Here is a 22,852-nt window from a genome sequence, read left to right on the forward strand (position 1 = left end):
TGAGCATCTTCGCGATAAGCGGATGCGCTATGCCAGAGACGTTTTCTCAGGAAGAGGCATTGCAAGCAGTTACAGCTTCGTATGCCGGCGGGGCGATTACCGTTCAGCTACGGGCAGAGCCGAACCTGAATACAGTCAACGGCTTGCCGAACAGCTGTACCGTCTTATTATTGCAGGCGAAAGACAAAGCTTCTCTCAATAAAATTCTGAGCAATCCCGCAGCGCTGAAAGGGCTATTTGCGGGGGTTGGGGCTGAAGGTGCTTTACTGCAAGTGGATCGCTACACCATGATGCCGGGGCAGGACAGTACATTACATATTAATCGTGCACAGAACACCCGCAGTGTCGCGCTGGTTGCCGGGTATTACCCCTATCCGATGAAGCAACATCGGGTTCTGGTTGATATTCCAGTCAAAAGTGCCAAAAGTGGCTGGTGGAAACCCGAGTGGTGGGCAGGTTTAGGGCCATTGAACATGGCGGTGACCATGGGCAGTGACCGTATTTCTCGCCTTGAGGACGCGCCAAAAGAGGGGAAATCGACGGTGGTCAGCGCCACCACGGATTATGCGGCAGAAGATGAAGCTGAAGCAGACGCTGAAGAAGGGGAAAAGTCATAATGTACCCGGAACAACAGCAAATCTACTGGCACTCTGGATTGTATTTGCAACCACAGCATTTTCAGTCACTTGACCTGCATAACGAATGGCAACATGCCCAGATTCGCCGTTCTGCTCAACCTTATAATCAGGGGATGGTCGAGCTTAAAGTCAATAAAGCCGCATTGCAGGATTTTGTGGTGAGCATCGACAGTGTTGACTGCATTATGCCGGGCGGGGCTTACCTGTCATATCCGGGTAATTGTCAGCTTGAAAAGCGTCATTTTCGTGATGCCTGGAAACAACGCGACCAGCCTTTTACGCTGTGGCTGGCGCTACGCCGTTTTGACCCACAACACAATAATGTCACGCTATTAAAGAAAGAGCATGAGCGGGCAGGAACTCGCTGGGTTAATACCAATGACGATCCGGTGATGAAAGATATTTATGATCAAGCACCAGAAGCGACGGTGGCCCGGCTGTGTTACAACGTGCGTATTTTAACCGCAGAAGAGATGCTGGAAGCCGTCGATTGCGAGTGTATTCCATTGATGAGACTGCGTTATGAAAATGACAGGGTGATATTTGATCCCGATTTTTCTGCGCCCGCAGTCACCTTGCATGGATCAGCGACGCTCTATGAACTGATTGAAACTATTTATTACGATGTCAGCGCCAGAGCAAAAAAACTGGAAGAGTATAAGCGCTCTGAGCGGTTGGTGAGCGGCAGTGATCGTGGCGATCGGATCACGCAATTGTTGGCGATGCGCACCTTAAATCACGCACTGCCATTATTAAAAAATATGCTTCAGGCGCGGCAGGTTCACCCGTGGCAAATCTATTGTTTATTGTCACAGTTAATTGGGGAACTCTCTTCTTTCAATGAGGGGTGTTCATTCTCGGGGGAGTGGCGTACCGGTAATGATAACTTGCAGCCTTACGACCACGATCAGTTGAATAGCTGCTTCGACAGTGCGCGTAAGACATTAGTCCGATTACTGAATAATTTGGTACTGGAAGATAACGTCTATATCACCATGGAAAAAGATACCCACGGTGTGTATACCAGTCATTTTGACTCTGAGCAGTTACAGAACGCGGAAAAAATACTGTTATTGTTACGTTCTTCAGCCATCCCGATAAAGAATACCGGTGGTATTAAGCTGGCTTCAACCCAAGCGATTAATCTGTTGATCCAGCATGCCTTACCGGGTGCGCCGGTCACCTTGTGCCCACAGGCGCCGCGAGGGGTACCAAACCGTAGCGATTCATCTTATTTTATCGTCGATCGTCAGAGTGAATTATGGGCCGCGGCTGAACAAGATAAAAGTATCTCATTTTATTGGTCAGATATGCCGGAGGATCTTCAAGTTCAACTTATATTTGTGGTGCCCACATGATGAGCATCGTGAATTGTTATATGCCCGTTTTCCGGTTTATAACTTCTTTTATTCTTGAACCGCAGGAACATGCTGATTATTCGTGTTTCAGAAATAAATGTATTCAATTATTACAACAAGCGCGTTTGGCCGCCGAATTACATCATTCACCGCAAGACTGTGAGGATGCTAATTTTGCGGTGGTCATCTGGTTAGATGAGCAAGTGTTATGTTCTGAACCCGAGTGGGTTAAACAGTGGCGAGCGGTATTATTACAAAGTCATTATTTTGATTTATCGACTGGGGGGGGAGAGTTTTTCTCCCGTCTTGATTCTATTGATAAAAATAACACTCAATTAAGAGTGGTCTATTTATTCTGCTTATTAATGGGATTTCATGGCAAATATACTCAGCAGGATGCTGAATTACAGAAACGAATTTCCGATGAACGCCGTTGTTTACCTGAACAGTGGCGTCAGTGGCCGAACAATGCGCCGCTAATTTCAGATCGGTTAAATAGCTATGGGGAGATAAAACCCGCACGAAAGAAATTTCGTCATAGGAAATGGCTTATATTATCAATGGTAATAGCGGTTTATCTCATAATGCTTATCGCAGGATTAGGTTCAATCTAATAGGTTTATAGAATGTTTAAAAAATTGATTGCCTTCACTGTGTGGGCCTTTTTGTTGTGCATATTGCTTATTGTTTGCTTAGTCATTGCGACGGTTATTGAATGGTCGTTAATCAGTGGCTTTATTCTGTGGCTAGTATTGATAATCGCCATTATCGGCATTCGACTGGCCTGGGTCGGTATTGCCGGATTATCAAAAGCGAAGTTCTTCGGCAAATTAACCGCGCGTTTTAAATTATCGCGTATGGAACATGTTTTGTCTGAGCACTGGAAAACCGGTGCCAAAGTGATTAAGCGCATTCGCAATGGTAAACAACTCTTGCCATGGTTTGTCCTCACCGGCCAGCGTTGTGGTAAAACCACGTTAATGGCCAGTACTGGTCTGCCCTTGTTCTCTAATGAACCCGAAAGTGGTGTGGTGGTTCCTACCCGAACATTGCGCTGGTGGTTCTTCCGCTCGGTAGGTTTTCTCGACCTGTCCAGCCAATTTTTGAGTAAAAGCCCGGCATTTGAGCGTGCCTGGCTGCGGCTGGTGAGCTGGTGTCGGCGTTTGCCTGTGCCGGCGGGCATTGTGGTGTGTGTTTCCGCCGCTGACCTGCAACAGAAGAGTATGGCTGAGCTGAGCTTGAGTGCCCGCCATATTCGTACGCAAATTGAGCCACTGATTAAAAAAGTGAAACGTCGTTTGCCGGTGTATGTGGTGATTACCTGCTGCGACCAGTTGCCCGGTTTCACCCTATGGTCTGATAAGTTATCGCCGGCACAGCGCCAGCAAGCACTGGGCTATCACTGGCTACAATCCCCGGTGGTTGATGGCAAAGATCCGGCGTTCCTTAATCCGTTATTCAGCACGGTTAAAGCAGGGTTGGACAATGTGCGTATCAGTATGTTTACTGGCCTTCCTCCTGATGAAGATACGCTGCAATTGCTCGATTTTCCTGAGCAAATTAGCCAGTTGCAACCGGCTTTGCAAAGCTATTTGGCGGCCCTGTGTGAGCCAGATGCGTATTTTGAATCTGGAGCCTTAGGCGGGGTTTGGTTCACGGCCACGGTGCCCGTTAACCAAAACAGTGCCATGCGTCAGGCCGTTTTTTTACATGATTTACTGGTGCGTCAATTGCCGGAACTCAGCAGATTACGTCAGGTTGATGCTATCGGTTTTCTGCGCCGTTTCTTACAGCAATGGGGCGTGGTAATGGCGGCCTCAGTGACGCTGGCGCTACTGCTCTTTTATGGGATGCGCACTCACTCGTTGACGGCGGGGGATTTCACTGCCTTGACGGTGGCTCAACAGGTTAAAAAACTAGAACAGATTGAAAGTGGGCAGCAACAGCCGCTGCAATACTGGCCTTTTATCCCGGCAGTTAATTATCGCCATTCTCAGCTTGAGCAGCGGGTGTTACGTGCTGCGCCCACTCCGGTGGTGAATGCGCATGTTATTGCCGAGCGCTATGAGCAACGTTTCAATCAAGCCACTCCTCAGCAGCAACGTGGCTATATTCTTGATTTAGCGCAAAGCATCATGACGAAGCAGGCAATGTTGGAATATAAACCCATAGCCGAGCTGCATGAATTGCCACCGATACCGACCGCCCTGAGCCAAGTGGGTAACACCACCCCAGTTCAACAATTACATAACAGTATGGCGCCCAATAAAGTCTACGGGCGTGGGCAAATACCGCGGCTATTGGGTAAGACATCAGAGCTGTCGGTATTATCACCTCAACACGATATCGTGCTACAACGCGCCTTACTGCAACAAACGGGCGGTGTGGAACATGTGCAAACCTTGCGCCAGTTACTCGCGAAGCTGGTGAACAGTGATAGCCAATGGCAATGGTTATTAGCGGCTGATCCTGAATTGCTACCGGTGAAACTGATTGATTTTTTACCCGCTAGCGATAGCCAGCAGCAGTTGGCTGGGCAATGGACCCAACCGGGAACGGTGCAAATTAGCCACTGGCTTACCAAGGTACGTCAAGCTGCCGGTGAAGACATAAAACTGACCGCGCTGGATAATTTTGAGCGCCAGTGGGGCACATTACGCCAGGATCAATGGATGAAATTACTGCTGGCGATGAGCCAGCAGCAGGCACCGGTGCTGGATGCAGAACAATGGCAAGATACGCTGATCGGCATTGAGCAGGGTAACAGCCCGTCGATGAAGTTTTCCCGCTATATCGTGCAGCAACTGGCGGATATTCCTAATAGTGCAGCGGCACCCTGGTTGCGTGAACTGCGCCAACTTAATCTGCTACAAAAAACCAATGAGCTGGCCCCGCTGATGCAAAATAAAGATCGCATTGAGCAGGCTATCAGCCAAAAAATAGCCAGTAAACTTAAGTTGGATCAACAGACGCTGGCCGCACCACTGAAAGATTCCAATATAAATGCATGGAATGAATGGCAAACCAGCCTGCGCACTGCGGTTGCTGAGGCGGTCGCCACCCCGGAAAACAGTGACAATCTGACGCGGGGTTTATTTCGCAGCGAAGAGGGGGGCGAGGGAAGCAGTAACCCATTGCAAAAACTCAGTGGCCGCTTTGCCGCGCTGCGTAAAAGCATTAATCCCGCAAAAGATGATGTTGCGGTTAATGCGGTGTGGTCTTTGTATATGAATGATGCGCGTCTGTTAACGGCTCATGCTATGCAGCGTTCCAGTTGCTGGATACAACAGCAATGGCAAAGTCGTGTGCTGTGGCCGATGGAAAAAAACGCCGCGCAATTGGATTATCAGGATCAACAGGATATGACCTGGCAATATTTGTCAGATTTCATTCGCGGGCCAGCAAAAAGTGTATTGGTGGTGGGCAATAATGGCCCGGCGGCAGGAGAGTTTGAAGGCCAGTCTCTGAGCCTGACACCGGAATTCATGCGTCTTGTTAATCATGTCCTGCGCCCTGACGATGTTCTGTCGATGCCCGAACGCGCGAATACCCGTAGCGAAGATAAATTGGCAAAGTTGCAGGACGCACAAGCAAAACTCGAGGCGGAATTGGCGGCCATTGAAGAACAACCGGTTGAGTTGACGCTGACCAGCCTGCCTGCCACGGTGCCGGGTGGGGCACGCCTGATGCCAACCGGTAGCCAATTAACGCTGTTCTGTGATGCTCAGCGTTGGGATCTGAAGAGCATGAATTTCAGTGAGCAGATGCTATTCCAGTGGCAGCCAGGCCATTGTAACCGTGTGACACAAAAGATTAACTTCCCCGGTTTTGACCTGTCATTCGACTATCTCGGTGATAACGCCTGGCCTGATTTCGTGCGGGATATCGCCGAAGGGAAAGTCTCTTTTAGCGCGGAAGATTTCCCGGAACACAGTGCCACCCTGGCCTCATTGGGGATCAAAGAAATTCTGGTGCGTTATCAGTTTGATAAGCAAAACACCGTACAGGCCACCTGGTTACGCTGGCAGGCCGCCGCTGATGCTCTCAGTGAAAATGCAGTGGCTCAGCAGAACACCATGGATAAGAAAACCGAACAAACATTACCGTCTGCATTGCATGGCAATATTTCACAATTGCCAGCAAAAATTGCGGACTGTCGTTAAGAATCATTCATTGTATAAAATTCAATAGACTAAATAGGAAAAACTGTGGGTAGTTATCTCAAAAAAATTGTTGCTAATCTCGATGTTGAAGCACGCAAATGTCTGGATGCAGCCATCAGTCTGGCAGTTAGCCGGACACACCATGAAGTGGAAACTGAGCATCTGTTAATGGCGCTGATGATTGCCCATACGGGGCTGGTAGAAAAACTGGGGCTGAATACCGGGCTGCGAGGCGATGATTTACTTGACGCGCTGACGACCAGTTTGAACACATTGCGCAGCGGCAATTCGCGCCCTCCTGTTCTGTCTGAATCTCTGGTCGAACATTTAGAGCGTTCCTGGCTGCATGCCAGTGTGAATTGGCAGCAAAACCATTTGCCGGTGCAGGCCTTTCTTGGCTGCTTGCTGAATGATTCATCCGGCAATCAGGTTCGTTTTTCATCAATGCTAAGTCAGGCGCTGAGTTGTGATGGTGAACTGGCGGATAAATTGTTGTTGCAGGAATGTGCTGCGACAGTCGACCGTCAGCCGATGAACAGCGGCGACAGTGACGATTCCGCGTTAGCGAAATATACCCGTAACCTGACCGAACAGGCGCGGCAGAATGCGCTCGATCCGGCGCTGGGCCGCGAAGCTGAAATCCGCCAGATAATTGATGTTTTGTTGCGTCGCCGCCAGAACAACCCGGTATTAACCGGCGAACCTGGCGTGGGCAAAACGGCCGTGGTTGAGGGATTAGCCCAACGCATTGTGGAAGGCAGTGTGCCCGAGACGCTAAAGAATATGGAAATTCTTTCACTGGATATGGGCTTGCTACAGGCCGGTGCCAGTGTAAAAGGCGAGTTTGAGAACCGGCTGCAAACGCTATTACGCGAAGTGAAAGCCTATTCTTCACCGGTGATATTATTTATTGATGAAGCTCATACGCTCATTGGTGCCGGCGGGCAGGCTGGGCAAAATGATGCCGCTAACCTGCTCAAGCCTGCTTTGGCGCGCGGAGAAATACGTGTACTGGCGGCCACCACTTGGGCTGAGTATAAAAAGTATTTTGAAAAAGATGCCGCACTGGCCCGCCGTTTCCAGGTGATCAAAATTGCCGAACCTGATGTAGAAGCGGCGACCGCGATGTTGCGCTCCATGAAGTCGGCCATGAGCCTGCATCATGGGGTCACTATTCTTGAAAGTGCGCTGCTCGCCGCTGTCACGCTTTCCAGCCGCTATATATCAGGCCGACAGTTGCCGGACAAATCCATTAGTTTGCTTGATACCGCCTGCGCCCGTGTTGCTGTATCACAGTGTCATGAACCGAAAGAGATTGAAGATCTTAATGCGCTACTGAGTAACATTACTGTTGAGCGTGATAGCTTGCATCAGGAAGGCGGTAATGACGCTCGTTTACACTGGTTAGCTCAGCGGGAAGGTGAGATCCAGCAAGATCTTGACAAACTTATCCCCGAGTGGCAGCGGCAGCGTGATTTGGTGGCTCGCATCAAAGCGAGTCAGGATATGCAGGAAGTGGCGGCCCTCAGGGCTGAGTTATCACAATTACATCAGGAGCAACCTCTGGTTTTCGACTGTGTTGATGAGGCTTGTGTTGCTGATGTGATTGCGGGCTGGACCGGTATTCCATTAGGGCGAATGATGGAAAAGGATCAGAATCAACTGAGTGAATTGTTGACGCGGCTGGAGGCCCGGGTTATTGGCCAATCCTATGCATTGGAGGCTATCGTTCAGCAAGTTCGTATTGGGCGTGCCAATCTTAATGACCCTGCCAAACCACTGGGCGTCTTTATGTTGGCGGGGCCATCCGGAGTCGGGAAGACTGAAACCGCGTTGGCGCTTTCTGATCTGTTGTATGGCGGTGAGCAGAACCTGATCACGATCAATATGTCGGAATATCAGGAAGCACATTCGGTCTCCGGGCTAAAAGGTTCTCCACCGGGCTATGTGGGTTATGGCCAGGGGGGCGTATTAACCGAGGCGGTACGCCGCCGGCCTTATAGCGTGGTGTTGCTGGATGAGGTTGAGAAAGCCCATCCCGATGTCATGGAACTGTTTTATCAGGTATTTGATAAAGGCGTGATGGAAGATGCTGAAGGGCAGTTAATTAATTTCCGCAACACGTTGATTATCCTCACCAGTAATCTGGCCAGTGATCGCATTATGTCTGCTTGCAGCGCAGGTGAAATCGCCCATGACGGTTTGGTTGAGTTAATTCGTCCCGAATTTGATCGCCACTTCCGCCCGGCATTTATGGGGCGTTTACGGTTGATTCCTTATTTACCGGTCGTTGCCGACACCTTGGCCAGTATTATTCAACTGAAGCTAAATAAAATCTGTGAACGTTTCCGCCGTGCGGCGGGGTATGAGTCGCAACTGACATACAATGATAAAGTGGTCAAATTCTTTGCCAGCCGTTGCCGGGTTGAACAAAGCGGTGCGCGTGAGATTGATTCGGTACTGAACCGAGAGCTACTGCCGTTATTGACCGAGCGTTTATTAAGTGCAGAAGACCAACAAGCCATGGTTTTATTGCTAAACGTCAGCAAAGATAAATTAACCATCAGTAAGAAACGTAGTTAAAGCTGTTTGCTAGACTCCCACCTTATTAAGTTATCCATTTGGTTATGGTGGGAGTGTTTTACCTGCATAATATTATCGATAGACAGTCTATTAGCTCTATTTTTGATAAAAAAGAAGGAATATTAATGTCTGGATATATTTACTTACCTATACCTACACAAGAAATGCATGACTTTTGTGATTTTTGGACCCTTGGGCAAAAGGAGAAAGGAAAGACACCTTATAGAATATTAGAAAACAAACATAGCGGTGTTGTTAAAAAAGCTTTTCGCTACTTTGATGGTGTTCTGAGTAATGTAAATCCCTTCGATAAAGTCTATATTCTTATTCATGGTGATGCTTTCGGTTCTTCTTATATTGGTGCTTCACTAGGAGCCAAAAAAGTAATGGTAAGAGGATCCGAAGAATGGACTGGAGGAACACTTAAAAAATACAGTCCAATTGAACTCGCACAATTGTTAAAAAAAGAAAGCTTACCCCTTAATTTTGTCGATTTGAGACTTTATGCCTGTGGCAGTGGATTGATACCAAAGAAGGAGGGAATTACTGCATCATTCGCACAGAGATTAGCAAATGAATTGCGTAATATAGGTTATATTAATATTAAAGTCACAGGATATTTAGGAACCCTTCAATCTGTCTATTCAATCCGACAATTAAGTCCAGACACCGTTACAGACACAATGCATAAAGGTGTTTATTTAGATTATAGTCTGAAGCCGGCGTCATTAGGGAAAATCATTTTCTAAGGGGCGGTGAATCGGATTTTACGCGTAGCGCTCTCCTCAGGTGCCATAATCAGTATGTCTCCTGAGGATATCTCTAAAAGTGAATGGGCTTTTTTGAGAGGGTACTTAAAAATGACCATCTGAGCGATCACCTTTAATATGCTGGTAGTTACACAGAATTATTCACATGGTCATAATTATTAACTAAATTAAATTATTTTCTTTCTCCCCTTTGTTCTGAATAAAATAATGACCTGGATGTGAATTTCTAATTTGGATGTTTTATTCAAGTAAATTAAGGTTGTATTTTAGTATGGGATTGTTATCGTTATGACTTTCTGAGATAACCTCATCAACTTTCTTCTCCCGTAAGAATTCAAATAATCTAGCAGCTTCAGTTATCAATCAGTCAATATTTCTCCATTTGGAAATGAGGTGATTGTAAGAAGTACTGCGTAATTTGTCGGCATAGACTTGCAGAGTGTTTTGAAACCCTACTGACTGGTTTATAAGTGTTTTTTCTTCTTTGGGGGAAATTAATGCTATCGGTATAGTGTTGCTTTCCTTTTAATTGATTCACACTGTTCGCTATTTCACCCAAGTTAGCTTCCAAGTCTGATATATCTTTCAGATGGACGTTTTTCTTGTTGGTTTCAAATCTAGAACCGCTAGGGCTAAATGCTGCTGATGGAGTAGACTTAAGCATAGGATACTCTCCAGATATATTATGATAGTTATCAATATGAATTAATAATGGAGGTACTTGAAAGTTAACGACCTACCGACTATAGGTGCAGTAATAAATTAATTATGTAGGATTGAATAGGGTTAGGTAAGTATTAAATTTTAAATAACTAAATAACTAAATAACTAAATAACTAAATAACTAAATAACTAAATAACTAAATAACAGAGTTGTTACTTATAAGCTTACGGAGAATATAAATTAGAATGTGAAAAATATTAGTAATCATCCAGCAGTACTGCTATCCATTTTTTATTAATAATTAAATGTTTTATGATCGAATTAGGTGGCGGCCTGAGCGACCCGACCACCTTTAATATGCTGACAGTTACATGCTTACACCTATTCTTCTCTGTCGATGTGGATTCATTCTTTCTCCTTTCCGATGCGGTGCTTCTCCTTTCCCATGCGGTATTAGTCCAAATATATGACTAGCCATCCCGCGTTCATCCTTAACTAATATTGGATTATGACATGGAAGGTCATGCTCTATGGTGAATAGTATAGAATAAAGGTCCGCTAATTTATCACCGCGATGATTGTAGCCAGAGGAGTAGATAGCCTTTATGGATGCCGTTACAACATCATGAAGCCATTGAGCTTCCATTGAAAGTGTCTGATCCCAGCCAGATTTATTTTTTTTCTTTTTTTTCAGTAGTGTAACCAATTGATTTTTATGATTTCGTACGTCTTTTAGGTGAACAAGTTTTTTATCGGTATGTTTAAGATGCTTTGGGCACATTGCTAGTATAGCCTCAGAAGCTTTCTCTTGCCATTGCCTCTGAATATCACTCAGCCATTGTTTATCTTTTTCAGCCTTTAGATAAGCTTCTGCGTACTTCCATTCTGCTTCTTGATATACCGCTTCTGATTGACGGGCTAAATTACTGTTCATTAAAATTCTCCTAAGGTTATTAAGGTTGTCATTATCCCATTATCTCAAATATAGATATCTAAGACTTTCTGTTGATTTATTATGAATTATCTTGTTTTTAATCTGGGTGGTTGAGTGGTTGAGTGGTTGAGTGGTTGATTTTATTTTTTGTAATACCTAAGTATTTGCATTGCTAGGTTTTTAATAATAACAATATATTGTTGATATATCTTAAAGATCTTTTATAATAAGATGGTTATTATTGTTTGCATTTCTAATTTAACTATCATATCAGGTGTTTCCTGGGTTTTAGCAATTCGTGTTTAAAGTCATATAAACTGAGATACTCTATTTCTAAAGATTTGCCTACAGTATCATTATCCATTTTTTATAAATAGAGGGGATTCGCATCCGTGTAAACTCAGTCCCAGATCCCGGTTAAAAAGGCGAAGGTTCGATAAGGTATTGCAGAATAAAAGTTATTTTCTCATTACACGACATATTGGCAAGATAACTGAGTTTGAGGTGAAATAAAGTACTCGGTGAGCATTTTTTCTAATAAAATTTTGGGGTTGAGGAAAGAATATTTTATCTTTATTATCATAACCACCGGCTGTTCCCGGCGGACAATAGCGACTATCATATGCCCTAACGGTTTTGTTTAAGTATGTTGCCAGTACATTGGCGACAGAAACTGCACCACCGAAAGCACTCCAACAACAATAAAGCCGAACTTCATTTATCTCATCTAAATGTATAGGACGATGACCAACGGAGCTACTTAGAACCTGCTGAATTTTTTTTGCCAGTGTTATCGCTGACATATGATTGGCATTGAATGGTGCGCCATGCATAGTTATCTCTAAGGTTTTAAGATAACGGTTATACTCCATGCTGCCATCGGCCCCTACAAAATTGACATCAAAAGAAATATAGTCATTCATTTTTTAATTCCTCTTTTGTTCGGCATTATTTTGTAAAATTAAAACAGAGTAAATATATTTCTATACATGATGTAGGCAATAGATGCAGTTCAAAAAAAACTTAATGCTTTTAAATTTAAATATCTCTGACAGATAATATATATGTTAAGGTAAATTATATCTTTAGGACTAATAGGTGTTTTTATATGATTTATCTTAATTATTAAAATTTATAAATAACTGCTTTATGCTAATGGGAAAACTTCATTTTTGATGTAACCTGGCAAGAAAGTATATAAAGCTATATAGTACATTCAAATATATTTTTATGGTTTTTTGTGCTGGTTTTTATTTGTTTTTTGGTTTTATCACCTGTATTTTGCGAGAAAAAAAGAATATTTTGATGTTGGTGTGTTTGTTGTTTACTATTATAATTAATTGTTGATTAATTTATCACCTATGCAGAACAGAAAACCTTTAAATAAAGGTATATCTGAAGCAAATAAAGTAGAAATGAGAGTAAATGAAGATGAAAACTATTCCCATAGTGTTTGTGCTATGCCTGTTATTAGCTGGCTGCCAAATGGAAAACAGTCAGAGCCATATTAAACCTCATAAGGGTAATGCTCAAAGCAGTGAGATTAAGTCCTCCGCCACTGATGAAGCCAACAGACTAGGGCTTTGCCAACGGCAATTAGAAGCATTGCAAAAAATTGATGCCGCAAAATATGGGGTTTACCAGCAGCGGTTTGATACCTTAATGAATAGTGCAGCGGAGTATGCGGGGGTTCGCACCAACGTTAATGTCGACAGTCAGGATACCCTGGATGCACTTTATCACTATCGGGTTAATTTGTTCTGTTCTGAAATTAATCAGGTGCTGCTGACAGGCCTTGCTGAACGCGGGACAAAATAACAATGAAACGATCCCAGCTTGCGTTGTTAGGTACTCTGTTGCCTTTGCTTTTCCCCATCGCCGCGATTGCGAAAAACGAGCAACCCGGCGTCCCTATGCTTTTGCAATTTGCTGAACGATACCAGCAGCGTGAGCCGGTGCAAAAAGAAAAAGTGCCACCAAAGCAGCAAAAAGTGCGACCACCGGCACCACCGGCTAATAAAAGTGGGCAGCAATCGGCAAAAGAGCTGGCATTAACGCTGGGATTGCAAAAAGCACAGCGGCAGTTGCTACAACAACAGCAAGTCATCGCGGGTTTGCAGCAACAAATGGAGCAGCTCAATAAGGTTAAGCAAGAAAAAGCCGCTAACCCTGAGTTCGATTTCTCCACTGTTAGCCTGATGTTCAGTAAACTGCGCCAGGCGATGGCTATTACCCCGAATGAACAACATGCGAAAACCCTAGTCACCCAGGCACAACAGAAAAACCTACAGACTCAGCAAACTGTCACTCAAATAGCCAAGCAGCGTGCTCAAGAGCAGGCCGAGTTAGCCAAAATGAATCAGCAGGTGACTGATGCTGATAAGCGTTATCAGCAGATCAGCGCTAAACTGCATGAAAAAGAGCAGAATGAGGCGCGGCTGGAAAGTGAAGTGGTACAATTACGTGGCAGAGACAAATTATTTGCTACATCAGAAATACTAAAAAGTGCGACAGCTCGTCAGTCCTATGCTGCGGGAGTGGCGCTGGGTAAAGACATCAACAAAATGGAGCAAGAAAGGTCCGGCTGGGGCGTTGATGTGGATCGACAAGCATTGTTCTCTGGCGTCACTGATGCATTTACTGGCCAATATAAGTTAGCGCCCAAGGAACTGGATAAAGCTTTTAGTGACTCGGAAAATGTCATCGCTACCGCACGTGAAAAGGCGCTGAAATCGGCGCAAAAGACAGATAATGAATTTGTAAGCAATTTTAAGCAGAAGAAAGGTGTGCAACAGTCATCTTCGGGATTCTGGTATTACATTGATTACGTTGGTGATGAAGACATTAAGGGAAATGCGGTTATCGATATCATGGTTAAAGAGAGTCTGACTGATGGAACAGTTATCAATGATATGGAAAGTAATAATAAGGTTGTGTCGCAGCCACTTAATGATTATCCGGCACTATTCCAAGAAGTACTGCGCTTATTGAAAAATCATGGTTCAATCACCCTGGTAGTTCCACCATCGTTGGCTTATGGCGAACAGGGCAATTTACCTGAAATACCCCCCAATGCCACTATGGTTTACGAAGTTCGTATTGCTGATGTGAAAGAGGCTGTGGTGGAGTAATTTTACAAAAGATTAGTAATGCGTCGTTTTATTATTGAATTCGGTGGTCGCCTAAGTGATGACCTTAAATATATAGGGTTGGTCATCACTCCGAATTATTTACCGGGGCTTTTACTGCCATTCTTATCCCATGCTGTTGGCATTGATTGGTGTAGGCACTCTATTCGTCACTAACGTGTCGGGTGCTTGCTCCAATCTTGCTTTGGTACTTTTATCTTTCCATATAAAAAAGGTTTTAGGATGAAAACAGTTATATATCAGTTACCCAATGGTATTTCCCTGACCCTGCGTACTTCTGAAGATCCAGACAACCGGCCTGTTGTGATTTTGTGTCACGGTTTCTGTGGTATTCAGGATATCCTATTACCTGCGTTTGCTGAGTCCTTGACCTCAGCAGGATTTAATACGGTCACATTCGATTATCGCGGTTTTGGCTCCAGCTTGGGTGAGCGTGGCCGTTTGGTTCCAGCGATGCAAATTGAAGATATTCTCAGCGTGGTCGAGTGGATTAAAGCACAGCCAAATATGAGTACTCGCCGCATCGGTTTATGGGGTACTTCATTTGGTGGCTGCCATGTATTTGGCGCAGCAGCAAATAATCCAGATATCGCATGTGTAGTAAGCCAACTCGCTTTTGCTGATGGCGAAGAGGTCGTTACAGGGAAATTGTCGCAGGAAGAAAAACAGTCCTTTATTGCTACATTAGATAAAATGGCAGCAAAGCAACAAACTACGGGCAAAGAAACATTTGTGGGGGTAACTCGAGTACTAAATGATGCAGAGTCGAAAACATTCTTTGAAACAAATAAAACGCTTTATCCCGCTATGGATATTAAAATTCCTTTCCTGACTGTACGAGAAACCCTAGGATATAAACCTAAAGATAATGCGGCGCGCGTTACTTGCCCGGTCTTAGTGGTTGTCGCAGGAGAAGATACGGTAAACCCACCGGAACAAGGCGTTGCCTTGTACAATGCAGTGGGGTCATTACATAAAGCGTTGCATATAGAAGAAGGGGCTAAGCATTATGACATGTACAGTGGTAAACATTTTGACAATATAACCACTATTCAGACTGACTGGTTCAGAAAGCATCTTTAATTACACCCATCTATAGATTATTAATCGTGGCTAGTTTTACTTAGCCACTTTTTTAATCGCTATCGCAGATAGCGTCAAATTTTAGCTTGGTGACTATCAACATCTAAATGCCGGATATTCCAATTGAAGATTGAAATAGACTTGGTGTCAGGATAACTTTCAGATAAATCCAAAAATATCACTCTCTACTCTTAAGTACAGGCATTAATTCTAAGGATATAGTTATTAAAGTTCCTGGGGTATCAGTTCAGTAGTTCATTAGCGTATGAAATGGAAAGCAGGAGAATCGAGTATATCGTGTTTATTATCATCAAGATGTCACTGAAATACTATTGTTTTTTGAATGGATGATGTTATGAATATATGTATTATCGGTATGGTTGATGAGTATTTAAGAATAGGGTTTGAACATATTTTAAAATACTCAATCGGTCAGGTTCTGCACAATGAAAATATAAAAATATATAGAATGTGTAAGCTTGGATGTGATGTTGTATTTATTGACATTGATAATCTAAGTATGTCGGTCGCTATTGCGACACTTAAATCAATAAAACCTGGTGTGATGATATTTATCATTGCAACCCGAGAGTCAACATTTAACCGAGTGAACTTGGCATTAAATTACAAAGGTATTTTCCTCTACAAAAGTGAACAAGTTAATACTTTAAAAAATATTATTAAATCAAAGTTCTCATCCATATTATTGAGCATGGAACAATATGATGAGAGTAATATGAATGTTTCACCCAAAGAGCTCACCCCTTGTCAGAAAATAATCATCAATCTAATTCACAGTGGTCTTACAGCTAAAGATATCTCTGCTATTTTGCATAAAAGTGAGAAAACAATTAGTGGTCATAAGCGTTCGGCGATGAAGAGATTAGGCGTCACTACAAATTATGAACTTCATGAATTAAGACTATTTGAATGCGTTAGTGGCTCTTTTAAAATCAATAGGGTGATATAAACTTACCATCAGTGATGGTTGTTTTTTTGTTTGTATTTACTCTCTGACCTTAATCTTAAAAAATTTTTCAGATAAGGGAGTCGTTTACATGAGAGTCGTAATATTTCAAGGCCAATATGGCATTTTCAAAAAGATGATTCAGATCTTTCAATGCCTGAAATACAAACTTGCCTAGGACTTTATGCTTTATCAGATCAACATGATGTAATGGTCTAATCATTCCAAACACGTTTTCCTCATAATGGAGGTTAGAGGATTTAAAATTAATCACTAAGAGTAGGTAGTGGTTATTCTTTGATGTGTCCTGATTCTAACCTTGATGATAGAGATGTATTTTTGAGATAAATGGAAAGCTTAATAAAGGGCAGTATCTTAACGAGTTATATGTGATGATGAATAGAATTGACATTGCTCATATACGTGGAACAACTATTTCTATATTAAAGGTAGGTAAGGGAATGCATAATGGTAAGAGTCTTTTAGATTTACCTAATGAGATTATATCGGAAATAGTGAAGCGGTTGCCCTTGCAGGATCAGCTTGCTCTAGCCGCAACAAGTAAAGGCATGAATAGTAAAATTTATTCATCTGACTGTTTTTATAATGGATACATAGCTACTAGACGGAGGGTGAGCAAAGAATACTCTTTGTGGTATTCGGTTGATGCGATAAATCTATTTATTAAAAAATATCCTGATCGTTATAGTGAGCATCGGGCTTTGGTCGAGAAACTTAAGGATTTCTACCAATCGGAGCTGCGAGCAAGAGGCGTAACTCTTTTTTATATCCCTAATAATCCTATCTTTGCTCGTGGCCCTTTATCTGTCCAGCCTTATGTATTCAATATGGAAAAAAATTTTGATCTGTGGTGCAAAAATAGAGATTAGTGTTAGTAATGAAATAAAAATGTTATATATTGTATTTCTTGGGCTTTAGTCGTCTGTATTTAAAATGACATAAACGGAGTTACTTTATCTCCGTTTATGAATTGATGTTTTTCTGCAATGCCACTATCCTTTTTGTATAAACATAGAGGGTTTCTACCCGTGTAAGCTTAATCTAATATTCCTATTTAAAAAACGATAGAGCATTATAGGATAAATATTACCTTCTAATTACACGATATATTTACTGAATAACTGATTTTGATAATTAAACTTATTTAAATAATATGGTGACATAAACTCACTATTAGTGAGGGCCGTTTTATTTATATTCACTTACTGATGCTAAAATGGTAGATGTTATCAATTTCTACTAAATAGAGTGGTTTCAGATTTTGGCATTAATAACCATTGAGATTATTTATGGATATATATGATTCAAGCAATCAAAAAGGTGGCGTGATAAGCCGGTCTTCCTGTTACTCTAATAATGCAGAAAGAACCCCAATGGGGGCAACTCCACTGGGAAGACATTATTATTTTTTCAGGTCAACGGGAAGACAGTCCAATCGGTTATTGATAACTGCTCACGGAGAGCAAAGCCTACTGCCGAAATGGTTGTTTTTGCCTAAAGAGTCTATCATTCGTTATTATTCATCCGATAACCATGCCTTATATGATCCTAATTTGGAAGAGGTTGCAGCTCGAAGAGTGGTACCGAGAGAGTCGATCTCAGGTGGCGGGTATATTAGAAACTATAATCTTTCAAAATATGCAAAAGACACATACGAATCTGCACGTTACATTGCGGATCGTTATGGTGTTGATGTATTAACGGTACGCAACAGAAAGGAAAGAGAAATATATCTTGTTGACCTGCATTCTTTGTTCAAGATAATGAGAAACAATAATATTAGTTATAAATTCATTGATGCTATCTATTGTCGCTCAGCATGGTTATCAAACAATGCTATGTCACAAAGTGCGTATCACATCTGAGCATTGCGTATAGATATGTTTACTGGAATGACACAGAATCTCTAACACTCTCAAATTTGCACCACAGGAAAAGCCGCTATCAGTTGAAACTCTAACCGAGGATACAACATCCCTCGCACCATGCAAGGGATGTTAGCTCAGTGATTATCGACGACCCCGCCCCGGATTTCGGTCAATTAGCCCAAAATGGTTGGTGGTTAGTGTCGAAAGACTTTCCCCACTATAGCTCAACTGTGCGCCCGGTTGAACCGGATTCTCCGAGCCGGTTCAACCGCAATCGGTGGTTCATCAATTGGCTATGGTCCGACATTCACGCCTTTGAAATAGAAAGGTTTCATGTCGACGACTTGAGTTGTCACATTGCATCCTAATCCTTCACGTACCGCGTTCACTAACAAACCATTATCTTGATCAATCGTCCAAGTGAAAACACCACCCAATCCTTTACTCAAGGCATAAGCACCTTTGGCTTTGGCCGTGCGCGGGGTGTCCAGCGACATAAACAGGTGGGACTGCGGGCTATACAGATAATCGGCATTCGCTTCTTCATCGGTGTACAACGAGAAGCCATTTTTGCCTGCTTTAGTATTAAGATCTAGATAATTATAAAGAATGTCGAACCATTCAGATGTCCCGGATTCAAAGCTACCGGTTGTGATGCCCTGTTCAGGTTGTGGGACATAGCTACCACTGAGTGGGGATTCGTTATTAATCGTGGCATTGCGACCATTACGGGTATAGCCAGCATAACCGATATTGATATTGCCGGGGTTAACGCCCAAATCAAGCAAATAATTAACGGCTGCATCAACGCTGAAGACCGTTTCGCTGGTGCTATACAGGTTGGTATGGTGGTTTAATTTGGTGGCCCATGGCGTACCAAAGAAATCGTAGGTCATCAGATTGATGCCTTCCACCCCAGCAACAAGCAAGTCAGGGATATGAGCCAGCGCCATCACGACAGGGTCTGCGGAGGTTGCAATACTGATTTTCACATTACCTAGACCAGCGTTAGTCAACGCGGCCTTAAGGTCTTGAACTAATAGTTTGTAATACTGCCAATCATCTGGCCCATGGTTATTGCCATTACCCGGTGCGCCTGGATATTCCCAGTCCAGATCCAGTTCACTAAACATCGGAAAACGCTAGAATAAATCGACGACGCTGACGCAAAAGTTAGCACGTTTTACGGGATCGCGTGATGTGTGATAAAAACCATCACTCATGGTCCAGCCACCGATACTGAATGACAAAATCAAGTTATGCCCTGCACTCAGCGCAGCAGCTTGTTTTTCACGTAATCCCCCCAGTACGCCACGAACTTTGTTCTGATAAAAGTCCCTAGGCATTTGAATATCTTCCCAGCCTTCAAAACCATTATTTCTGGCCGATTGACAGTCGCCCCACGCATCAAGGAAAGTGACATCTCCCAATTTAGAACGCGAAAATTGAGGGGCCGCGGCAGATATTGCCACCGCTTTTTCCCCTTGATCGCCCAAAATACCGGCAAAACCGATAATGATTTTATCGAAGGCCAGAGGATCTAATAGCACCAAATCCACACCGCGCCCACGAGAAGCAGGGGGGCAGTTGATATCATCCAAACGCCCATCATATTGTGACCAATCGGGTATAGTAACCAAATACTTTGGGTTTGCCTGCCGTGGCATAATGATTATAGAGAGGGTTAAGCACCCGTGCAGAGGTATAGCTTAATTTTTGCGTTTCTGTTGCAGGAACAAAACCATCGATAACATAAGAATGGTCGGTCGCTAGATCGGGTTTAGTAATATTAGTCATATTATTTCCTCGTAAAAATGCTTGATAGTGGTTAATGAGTTTAAGGAGGATACTTTTTACGGATTTTACGGAAAAAAAACGGTCTCACGGGCGCGGAGACCGGTGACATAGAAAGTAAAAATAATGTCATAAGACACAACAAACAACCAACCAACACGTAAAAATAATACATCAACAATTCATTATTTGTTTTAACGTTTGCGAAACGGGCGGGTTATGAAAAGATAAAAAAACGCCTTACTGATCACTATATAGTCTTACTTTAAGTAGTATAATTCATACGCAATAATATTAACTAATAGTGTGTAGTGTGAATTACATTAGTGGTTATACATAATGATGTGATTTATATCTTGGATAGATAATTGCAGATAAAATAAATTCAGTCATTGTCTTTTGATTGACATTTAGTGGATTTTAAACTAACTAATATCTTACTTCTGAGAGAGAACTAATAGATTGTTTAGCTATCTCTCTTCAGAATAGGTATGGGATAGGTTTTGGTTGGCAGCAAATTTTACTGCCCATAGTGCTGTTAAAGTGAAAAATTAATAAATTATAATGCTCTTCGGAATGAATATTTAATAATCGCCAGACTCGTAACAAGCAACCCAGCCGCACCAATCAAAACCGCCATAAAAGCCTGATCAAATGCACTTTTTGCCAGATTAATGACGATTTTCGCGTGTTCTTGGCTCAGACTGCGAGCAAGTCGTAGCGCTTCATCAATACTGTCATTTGCCGTATTACCGATGACCAACCCGTCAGGTAATTCAAGAACGTGGCTGTATACTGCTGTCATAACACCACCCAGTAGTGTTACACCAAGCACGCCACCCATTTCCCATGATACGTCTTCAATAGCTGCAACCATCCCTGCTTTTTCTTCCGGAGTATTGAGCATAATTGATGTTGAGGCAGCTGCAATTGAACAGCCAAAACCAAAGCCTATAATAAATAGGCTGATGAGTTGTAAAATACTGCCACTTTCAAATAGTAGATAAAGACTGATAATACCTACTACCATCATCGTAAATCCTCCAAGTATTATTCGACGTTCACCAACACGCGGTATCAGTATTCCAGTCAGAATTGAAGCCAGTATCGATGCGACAGGAATGGGTAATATGTAAAAAGCTGCCATCAGCGGAGTCAGTTCTAGCACTAACTGGAGCCGTTGAGTAAGGGCTAATTCAATACCGATTAATGCAATCATGGAGGTAATTGCTACCCCAACGCCGCAGGTAAATGCGCTATTGCGGAAAAGAGAGAAATCGATCATTGGATGCGCTGAACGTTGTTGACGTCTGGTAAATAAGCAGAGAAATGCTATACCTACTACTGTTGTCGCTACTGCGACAGTAAACGAAGAGTTTATTTTGCTCAGCTCTTTTAGAGCATATATTATGCAGAATAGCCCAGCCATAATCTGTAACGAACCAATAAGATCACAGGGGCGGTGTTTATTTGCGTGACTACGTGGGATAAAATGCAATGCCAGAGGGAAAACCAGCAACACAACCGGAAGGTTAATCAGGAATACGGAGCCCCACCAGAAGTATTCCAGCAAAATGCCACCGACAATCGGGCCAAATGCGGCTGCTGCTGATGCCACTGCTGCCCAGATACCAATCGCCAGAGCACGTTCGCGCTCATCAATAAATACCTGACGGACAATCGCCAATGTTGCAGGCATCATCATGGCTGCACCAATGGCTAGAAAAACCCTGGAAGCGATAAGAAAGTCAGCAGAAGGAGAATATGCTGCACACAGAGAAGCTACTCCAAATACAGGTAACCCGGTCATAAACAGTCTTTTATGGCCAATTCGATCGCTCAGCATGCCCGCTCCGGGTAACAGGCCAGCTACCACAAGGGGATAGGCATTTACTATCCATAATTTTTCTGACGATGTTGCATTCAGCGCCGAGGTGAGTGAGGGCAATGCAGTATATAATACCGTCATATCAATAATAATAAGGAATAGTGTACTGGTGAGAATGGCGAGAATTAACCAGCGGTTATTGAAAAACATAAGTTTGTCTCTAAAGATATATAATCAAAGTTATTAGGGATATATAACCAAATACTGACGAAGTGGATTCTTGCTTAAAGGCGCAAAAGAAATGCATACGGTACTAATAACGGGCGTGTACTCGCTAGTCTAATACCAGTACACTTATAAAAAATGTCAATCGACATTATCTATGATTTGATAATATCAGACTTACTGAGTGCGTTTAGTTAGATTTTTATCATTTCGTTTTTAGTCTAACTCCCTCATATCTATTCCATACTTTGTGATGAGCAGGTATTATTAATCTATCTTATGCTGATGAGAATAATTCGAATATCGGATTGTCATTAAAATATGAGGTGAATTATCCTAAAGTATGCTTTATAAGTTATTAACTGGCTGGTGTGAGATTGCTCGGGTAGTTCGATAATATTTTATAAACTTAGCTAAAATAGAGACAACTATGTTCACTTCTTTTTCTGAAATACTCTGGCTTTAAAAGTTATCCAGACGCCGATTTGTGCGCCAATATTTTCTTTGTCAGTGAGTTCACCATGACAATTATCTTAACATCCACGTAGTTTCGCTGAAATAAAACTAGCTGGGATTAGGAAAACAGGCTTGTCAGTGAGAAGAAACTTATGCGCGAGATAGAGGTAATCTCAATAAGATCTAAGTGATTGAAAGGAGAAAATTCCCGCTAGTTAGTCTCGAAGATTGACTCATGTAGCAATAAACTGTAAATACTCTCATTGGATAGGCGAAAAAAAAACCGAAAAGCGCATTGCACTGTTCGGTTTTTTCGGCCCGTATGTTCAACCCAGGTGTAGCAATTACAGC

The 22,852-nt window shown here is 42.8% G+C and carries 19 protein-coding genes; 12 read left to right on the forward strand and 7 right to left on the reverse strand.

What is annotated here, in order from left to right:
* Positions 1-29 precede the first annotated feature (29 nt).
* The 6 genes from Q2T71_RS00125 to Q2T71_RS00150 all read left to right on the forward strand — a co-directional run bounded on the left by Q2T71_RS00125 (position 30) and on the right by Q2T71_RS00150 (position 9,491).
* Positions 30-617: a type VI secretion lipoprotein TssJ gene (locus tag Q2T71_RS00125; RefSeq protein ID WP_271304010.1), complete on the forward strand. Its 588-nt coding sequence runs from the start codon at positions 30-32 to the stop codon at positions 615-617.
* On the forward strand, positions 617-1,996 hold the full coding sequence (gene tssK / locus Q2T71_RS00130; protein ID WP_145512256.1) for a type VI secretion system baseplate subunit TssK: 1,380 nt from the start codon (positions 617-619) through the stop codon (positions 1,994-1,996). Before Q2T71_RS00125 ends, tssK begins: the two co-directional genes overlap by 1 nt.
* A complete protein-coding gene (locus Q2T71_RS00135) occupies positions 1,993-2,610 on the forward strand; it encodes a DotU family type IV/VI secretion system protein (RefSeq protein WP_075338917.1) in 618 nt (205 codons plus the stop codon). Before tssK ends, Q2T71_RS00135 begins: the two co-directional genes overlap by 4 nt.
* A gap of 12 nt (positions 2,611-2,622) precedes the next feature.
* Positions 2,623-6,159: a type VI secretion system protein gene (locus Q2T71_RS00140; protein WP_145512255.1), complete on the forward strand. Its 3,537-nt coding sequence runs from the start codon at positions 2,623-2,625 to the stop codon at positions 6,157-6,159.
* A 45-nt stretch (positions 6,160-6,204) separates the two neighbouring features.
* Positions 6,205-8,742: a type VI secretion system ATPase TssH gene (gene tssH, locus Q2T71_RS00145; protein ID WP_372557727.1), complete on the forward strand. Its 2,538-nt coding sequence runs from the start codon at positions 6,205-6,207 to the stop codon at positions 8,740-8,742.
* A gap of 125 nt (positions 8,743-8,867) precedes the next feature.
* Positions 8,868-9,491, forward strand: a complete 624-nt coding sequence (locus Q2T71_RS00150) for a hypothetical protein (RefSeq protein ID WP_145512253.1) — start codon at positions 8,868-8,870, stop codon at positions 9,489-9,491.
* 388 nt (positions 9,492-9,879) lie between these two features.
* On the opposite strand, the gene Q2T71_RS00155 is transcribed toward Q2T71_RS00150, so the two are convergent.
* The 3 genes from Q2T71_RS00155 to Q2T71_RS00165 all read right to left on the reverse strand — a co-directional run bounded on the left by Q2T71_RS00155 (position 9,880) and on the right by Q2T71_RS00165 (position 12,033).
* Complete coding sequence (locus Q2T71_RS00155; protein ID WP_145512252.1) at positions 9,880-10,176, reverse strand: hypothetical protein; 297 nt, start codon at positions 10,174-10,176, stop codon at positions 9,880-9,882.
* A 367-nt stretch (positions 10,177-10,543) separates the two neighbouring features.
* On the reverse strand, positions 10,544-11,110 hold the full coding sequence (locus Q2T71_RS00160; protein WP_372557728.1) for a hypothetical protein: 567 nt from the start codon (positions 11,108-11,110) through the stop codon (positions 10,544-10,546).
* 458 nt (positions 11,111-11,568) lie between these two features.
* Positions 11,569-12,033: a hypothetical protein gene (locus Q2T71_RS00165; protein WP_219646599.1), complete on the reverse strand. Its 465-nt coding sequence runs from the start codon at positions 12,031-12,033 to the stop codon at positions 11,569-11,571.
* Positions 12,034-12,535: 502 nt separating this feature from the next.
* Between Q2T71_RS00165 and Q2T71_RS00170 the strand changes: the two genes are divergently transcribed.
* From Q2T71_RS00170 to Q2T71_RS00195, 6 genes are all read left to right on the forward strand, one after another.
* Positions 12,536-12,928 (forward strand): hypothetical protein, encoded by a 393-nt coding sequence (locus tag Q2T71_RS00170; protein WP_075338910.1) that lies wholly within the window; start codon positions 12,536-12,538, stop codon positions 12,926-12,928.
* A 2-nt stretch (positions 12,929-12,930) separates the two neighbouring features.
* Positions 12,931-14,241: an FKBP-type peptidyl-prolyl cis-trans isomerase N-terminal domain-containing protein gene (locus Q2T71_RS00175; protein WP_372557729.1), complete on the forward strand. Its 1,311-nt coding sequence runs from the start codon at positions 12,931-12,933 to the stop codon at positions 14,239-14,241.
* Between the two features lie 240 nt (positions 14,242-14,481).
* A complete protein-coding gene (locus Q2T71_RS00180) occupies positions 14,482-15,342 on the forward strand; it encodes an alpha/beta hydrolase (RefSeq protein ID WP_145512636.1) in 861 nt (286 codons plus the stop codon).
* A gap of 355 nt (positions 15,343-15,697) precedes the next feature.
* Positions 15,698-16,312 (forward strand): LuxR C-terminal-related transcriptional regulator, encoded by a 615-nt coding sequence (locus Q2T71_RS00185; RefSeq protein WP_372557730.1) that lies wholly within the window; start codon positions 15,698-15,700, stop codon positions 16,310-16,312.
* Between the two features lie 389 nt (positions 16,313-16,701).
* A complete protein-coding gene (locus tag Q2T71_RS00190) occupies positions 16,702-17,199 on the forward strand; it encodes an F-box protein (protein WP_271304013.1) in 498 nt (165 codons plus the stop codon).
* A gap of 420 nt (positions 17,200-17,619) precedes the next feature.
* Positions 17,620-18,195, forward strand: coding sequence for a putative adhesin (locus tag Q2T71_RS00195; protein WP_145512780.1), 576 nt, complete (start codon positions 17,620-17,622; stop codon positions 18,193-18,195).
* Positions 18,196-18,491: 296 nt separating this feature from the next.
* Here Q2T71_RS00195 and Q2T71_RS00200 read toward each other — a convergent pair whose 3' ends face one another.
* From Q2T71_RS00200 to Q2T71_RS00215, 4 genes are all read right to left on the reverse strand, one after another.
* Positions 18,492-19,331: a glycosyl hydrolase family 18 protein gene (locus Q2T71_RS00200; RefSeq protein WP_338134037.1), complete on the reverse strand. Its 840-nt coding sequence runs from the start codon at positions 19,329-19,331 to the stop codon at positions 18,492-18,494.
* Between the two features lie 9 nt (positions 19,332-19,340).
* Entirely contained in the window at positions 19,341-19,838 is a 498-nt protein-coding gene (locus tag Q2T71_RS00205; RefSeq protein ID WP_333781659.1) for a glycosyl hydrolase family 18 protein, read from the reverse strand.
* Positions 19,807-19,995, reverse strand: a complete 189-nt coding sequence (locus Q2T71_RS00210; protein ID WP_246108426.1) for a hypothetical protein — start codon at positions 19,993-19,995, stop codon at positions 19,807-19,809. The genes Q2T71_RS00205 and Q2T71_RS00210 overlap by 32 nt, the downstream gene beginning before the upstream one ends.
* Positions 19,996-20,551: 556 nt before the next feature.
* Entirely contained in the window at positions 20,552-22,030 is a 1,479-nt protein-coding gene (locus Q2T71_RS00215; protein ID WP_219646595.1) for an MFS transporter, read from the reverse strand.
* Positions 22,031-22,852 lie beyond the last annotated feature (822 nt).

The sequence above is a fragment of the Yersinia sp. 1652 StPb PI genome (genome assembly GCF_041538345.1).
GTDB lineage: Bacteria > Pseudomonadota > Gammaproteobacteria > Enterobacterales > Enterobacteriaceae > Yersinia > Yersinia enterocolitica_E.

Excerpts from the sequence above, each read along its gene's own strand:
- Q2T71_RS00150 (WP_145512253.1), top strand. The coding sequence starts at position 8,868 with ATGTCTGGATATATTTACTTACCTATACCTACACAAGAAATGCATGAC.
- Q2T71_RS00165 (WP_219646599.1), bottom strand. The coding sequence starts at position 12,033 with ATGAATGACTATATTTCTTTTGATGTCAATTTTGTAGGGGCCGATGGC.
- Q2T71_RS00155 (WP_145512252.1), bottom strand. The coding sequence starts at position 10,176 with ATGCTTAAGTCTACTCCATCAGCAGCATTTAGCCCTAGCGGTTCTAGA.
- Q2T71_RS00160 (WP_372557728.1), bottom strand. The coding sequence starts at position 11,110 with ATGAACAGTAATTTAGCCCGTCAATCAGAAGCGGTATATCAAGAAGCA.
- Q2T71_RS00170 (WP_075338910.1), top strand. The coding sequence starts at position 12,536 with ATGAAGATGAAAACTATTCCCATAGTGTTTGTGCTATGCCTGTTATTA.
- Q2T71_RS00135 (WP_075338917.1), top strand. The coding sequence starts at position 1,993 with ATGATGAGCATCGTGAATTGTTATATGCCCGTTTTCCGGTTTATAACT.
- Q2T71_RS00185 (WP_372557730.1), top strand. The coding sequence starts at position 15,698 with ATGAATATATGTATTATCGGTATGGTTGATGAGTATTTAAGAATAGGG.
- Q2T71_RS00175 (WP_372557729.1), top strand. The coding sequence starts at position 12,931 with ATGAAACGATCCCAGCTTGCGTTGTTAGGTACTCTGTTGCCTTTGCTT.
- Q2T71_RS00180 (WP_145512636.1), top strand. The coding sequence starts at position 14,482 with ATGAAAACAGTTATATATCAGTTACCCAATGGTATTTCCCTGACCCTG.
- Q2T71_RS00215 (WP_219646595.1), bottom strand. The coding sequence starts at position 22,030 with ATGTTTTTCAATAACCGCTGGTTAATTCTCGCCATTCTCACCAGTACA.
- Q2T71_RS00190 (WP_271304013.1), top strand. The coding sequence starts at position 16,702 with ATGATGAATAGAATTGACATTGCTCATATACGTGGAACAACTATTTCT.
- Q2T71_RS00140 (WP_145512255.1), top strand. The coding sequence starts at position 2,623 with ATGTTTAAAAAATTGATTGCCTTCACTGTGTGGGCCTTTTTGTTGTGC.
- Q2T71_RS00125 (WP_271304010.1), top strand. The coding sequence starts at position 30 with ATGCCAGAGACGTTTTCTCAGGAAGAGGCATTGCAAGCAGTTACAGCT.
- Q2T71_RS00200 (WP_338134037.1), bottom strand. The coding sequence starts at position 19,331 with ATGTTTAGTGAACTGGATCTGGACTGGGAATATCCAGGCGCACCGGGT.
- Q2T71_RS00210 (WP_246108426.1), bottom strand. The coding sequence starts at position 19,995 with ATGACTAATATTACTAAACCCGATCTAGCGACCGACCATTCTTATGTT.
- Q2T71_RS00195 (WP_145512780.1), top strand. The coding sequence starts at position 17,620 with ATGGATATATATGATTCAAGCAATCAAAAAGGTGGCGTGATAAGCCGG.
- tssK (WP_145512256.1), top strand. The coding sequence starts at position 617 with ATGTACCCGGAACAACAGCAAATCTACTGGCACTCTGGATTGTATTTG.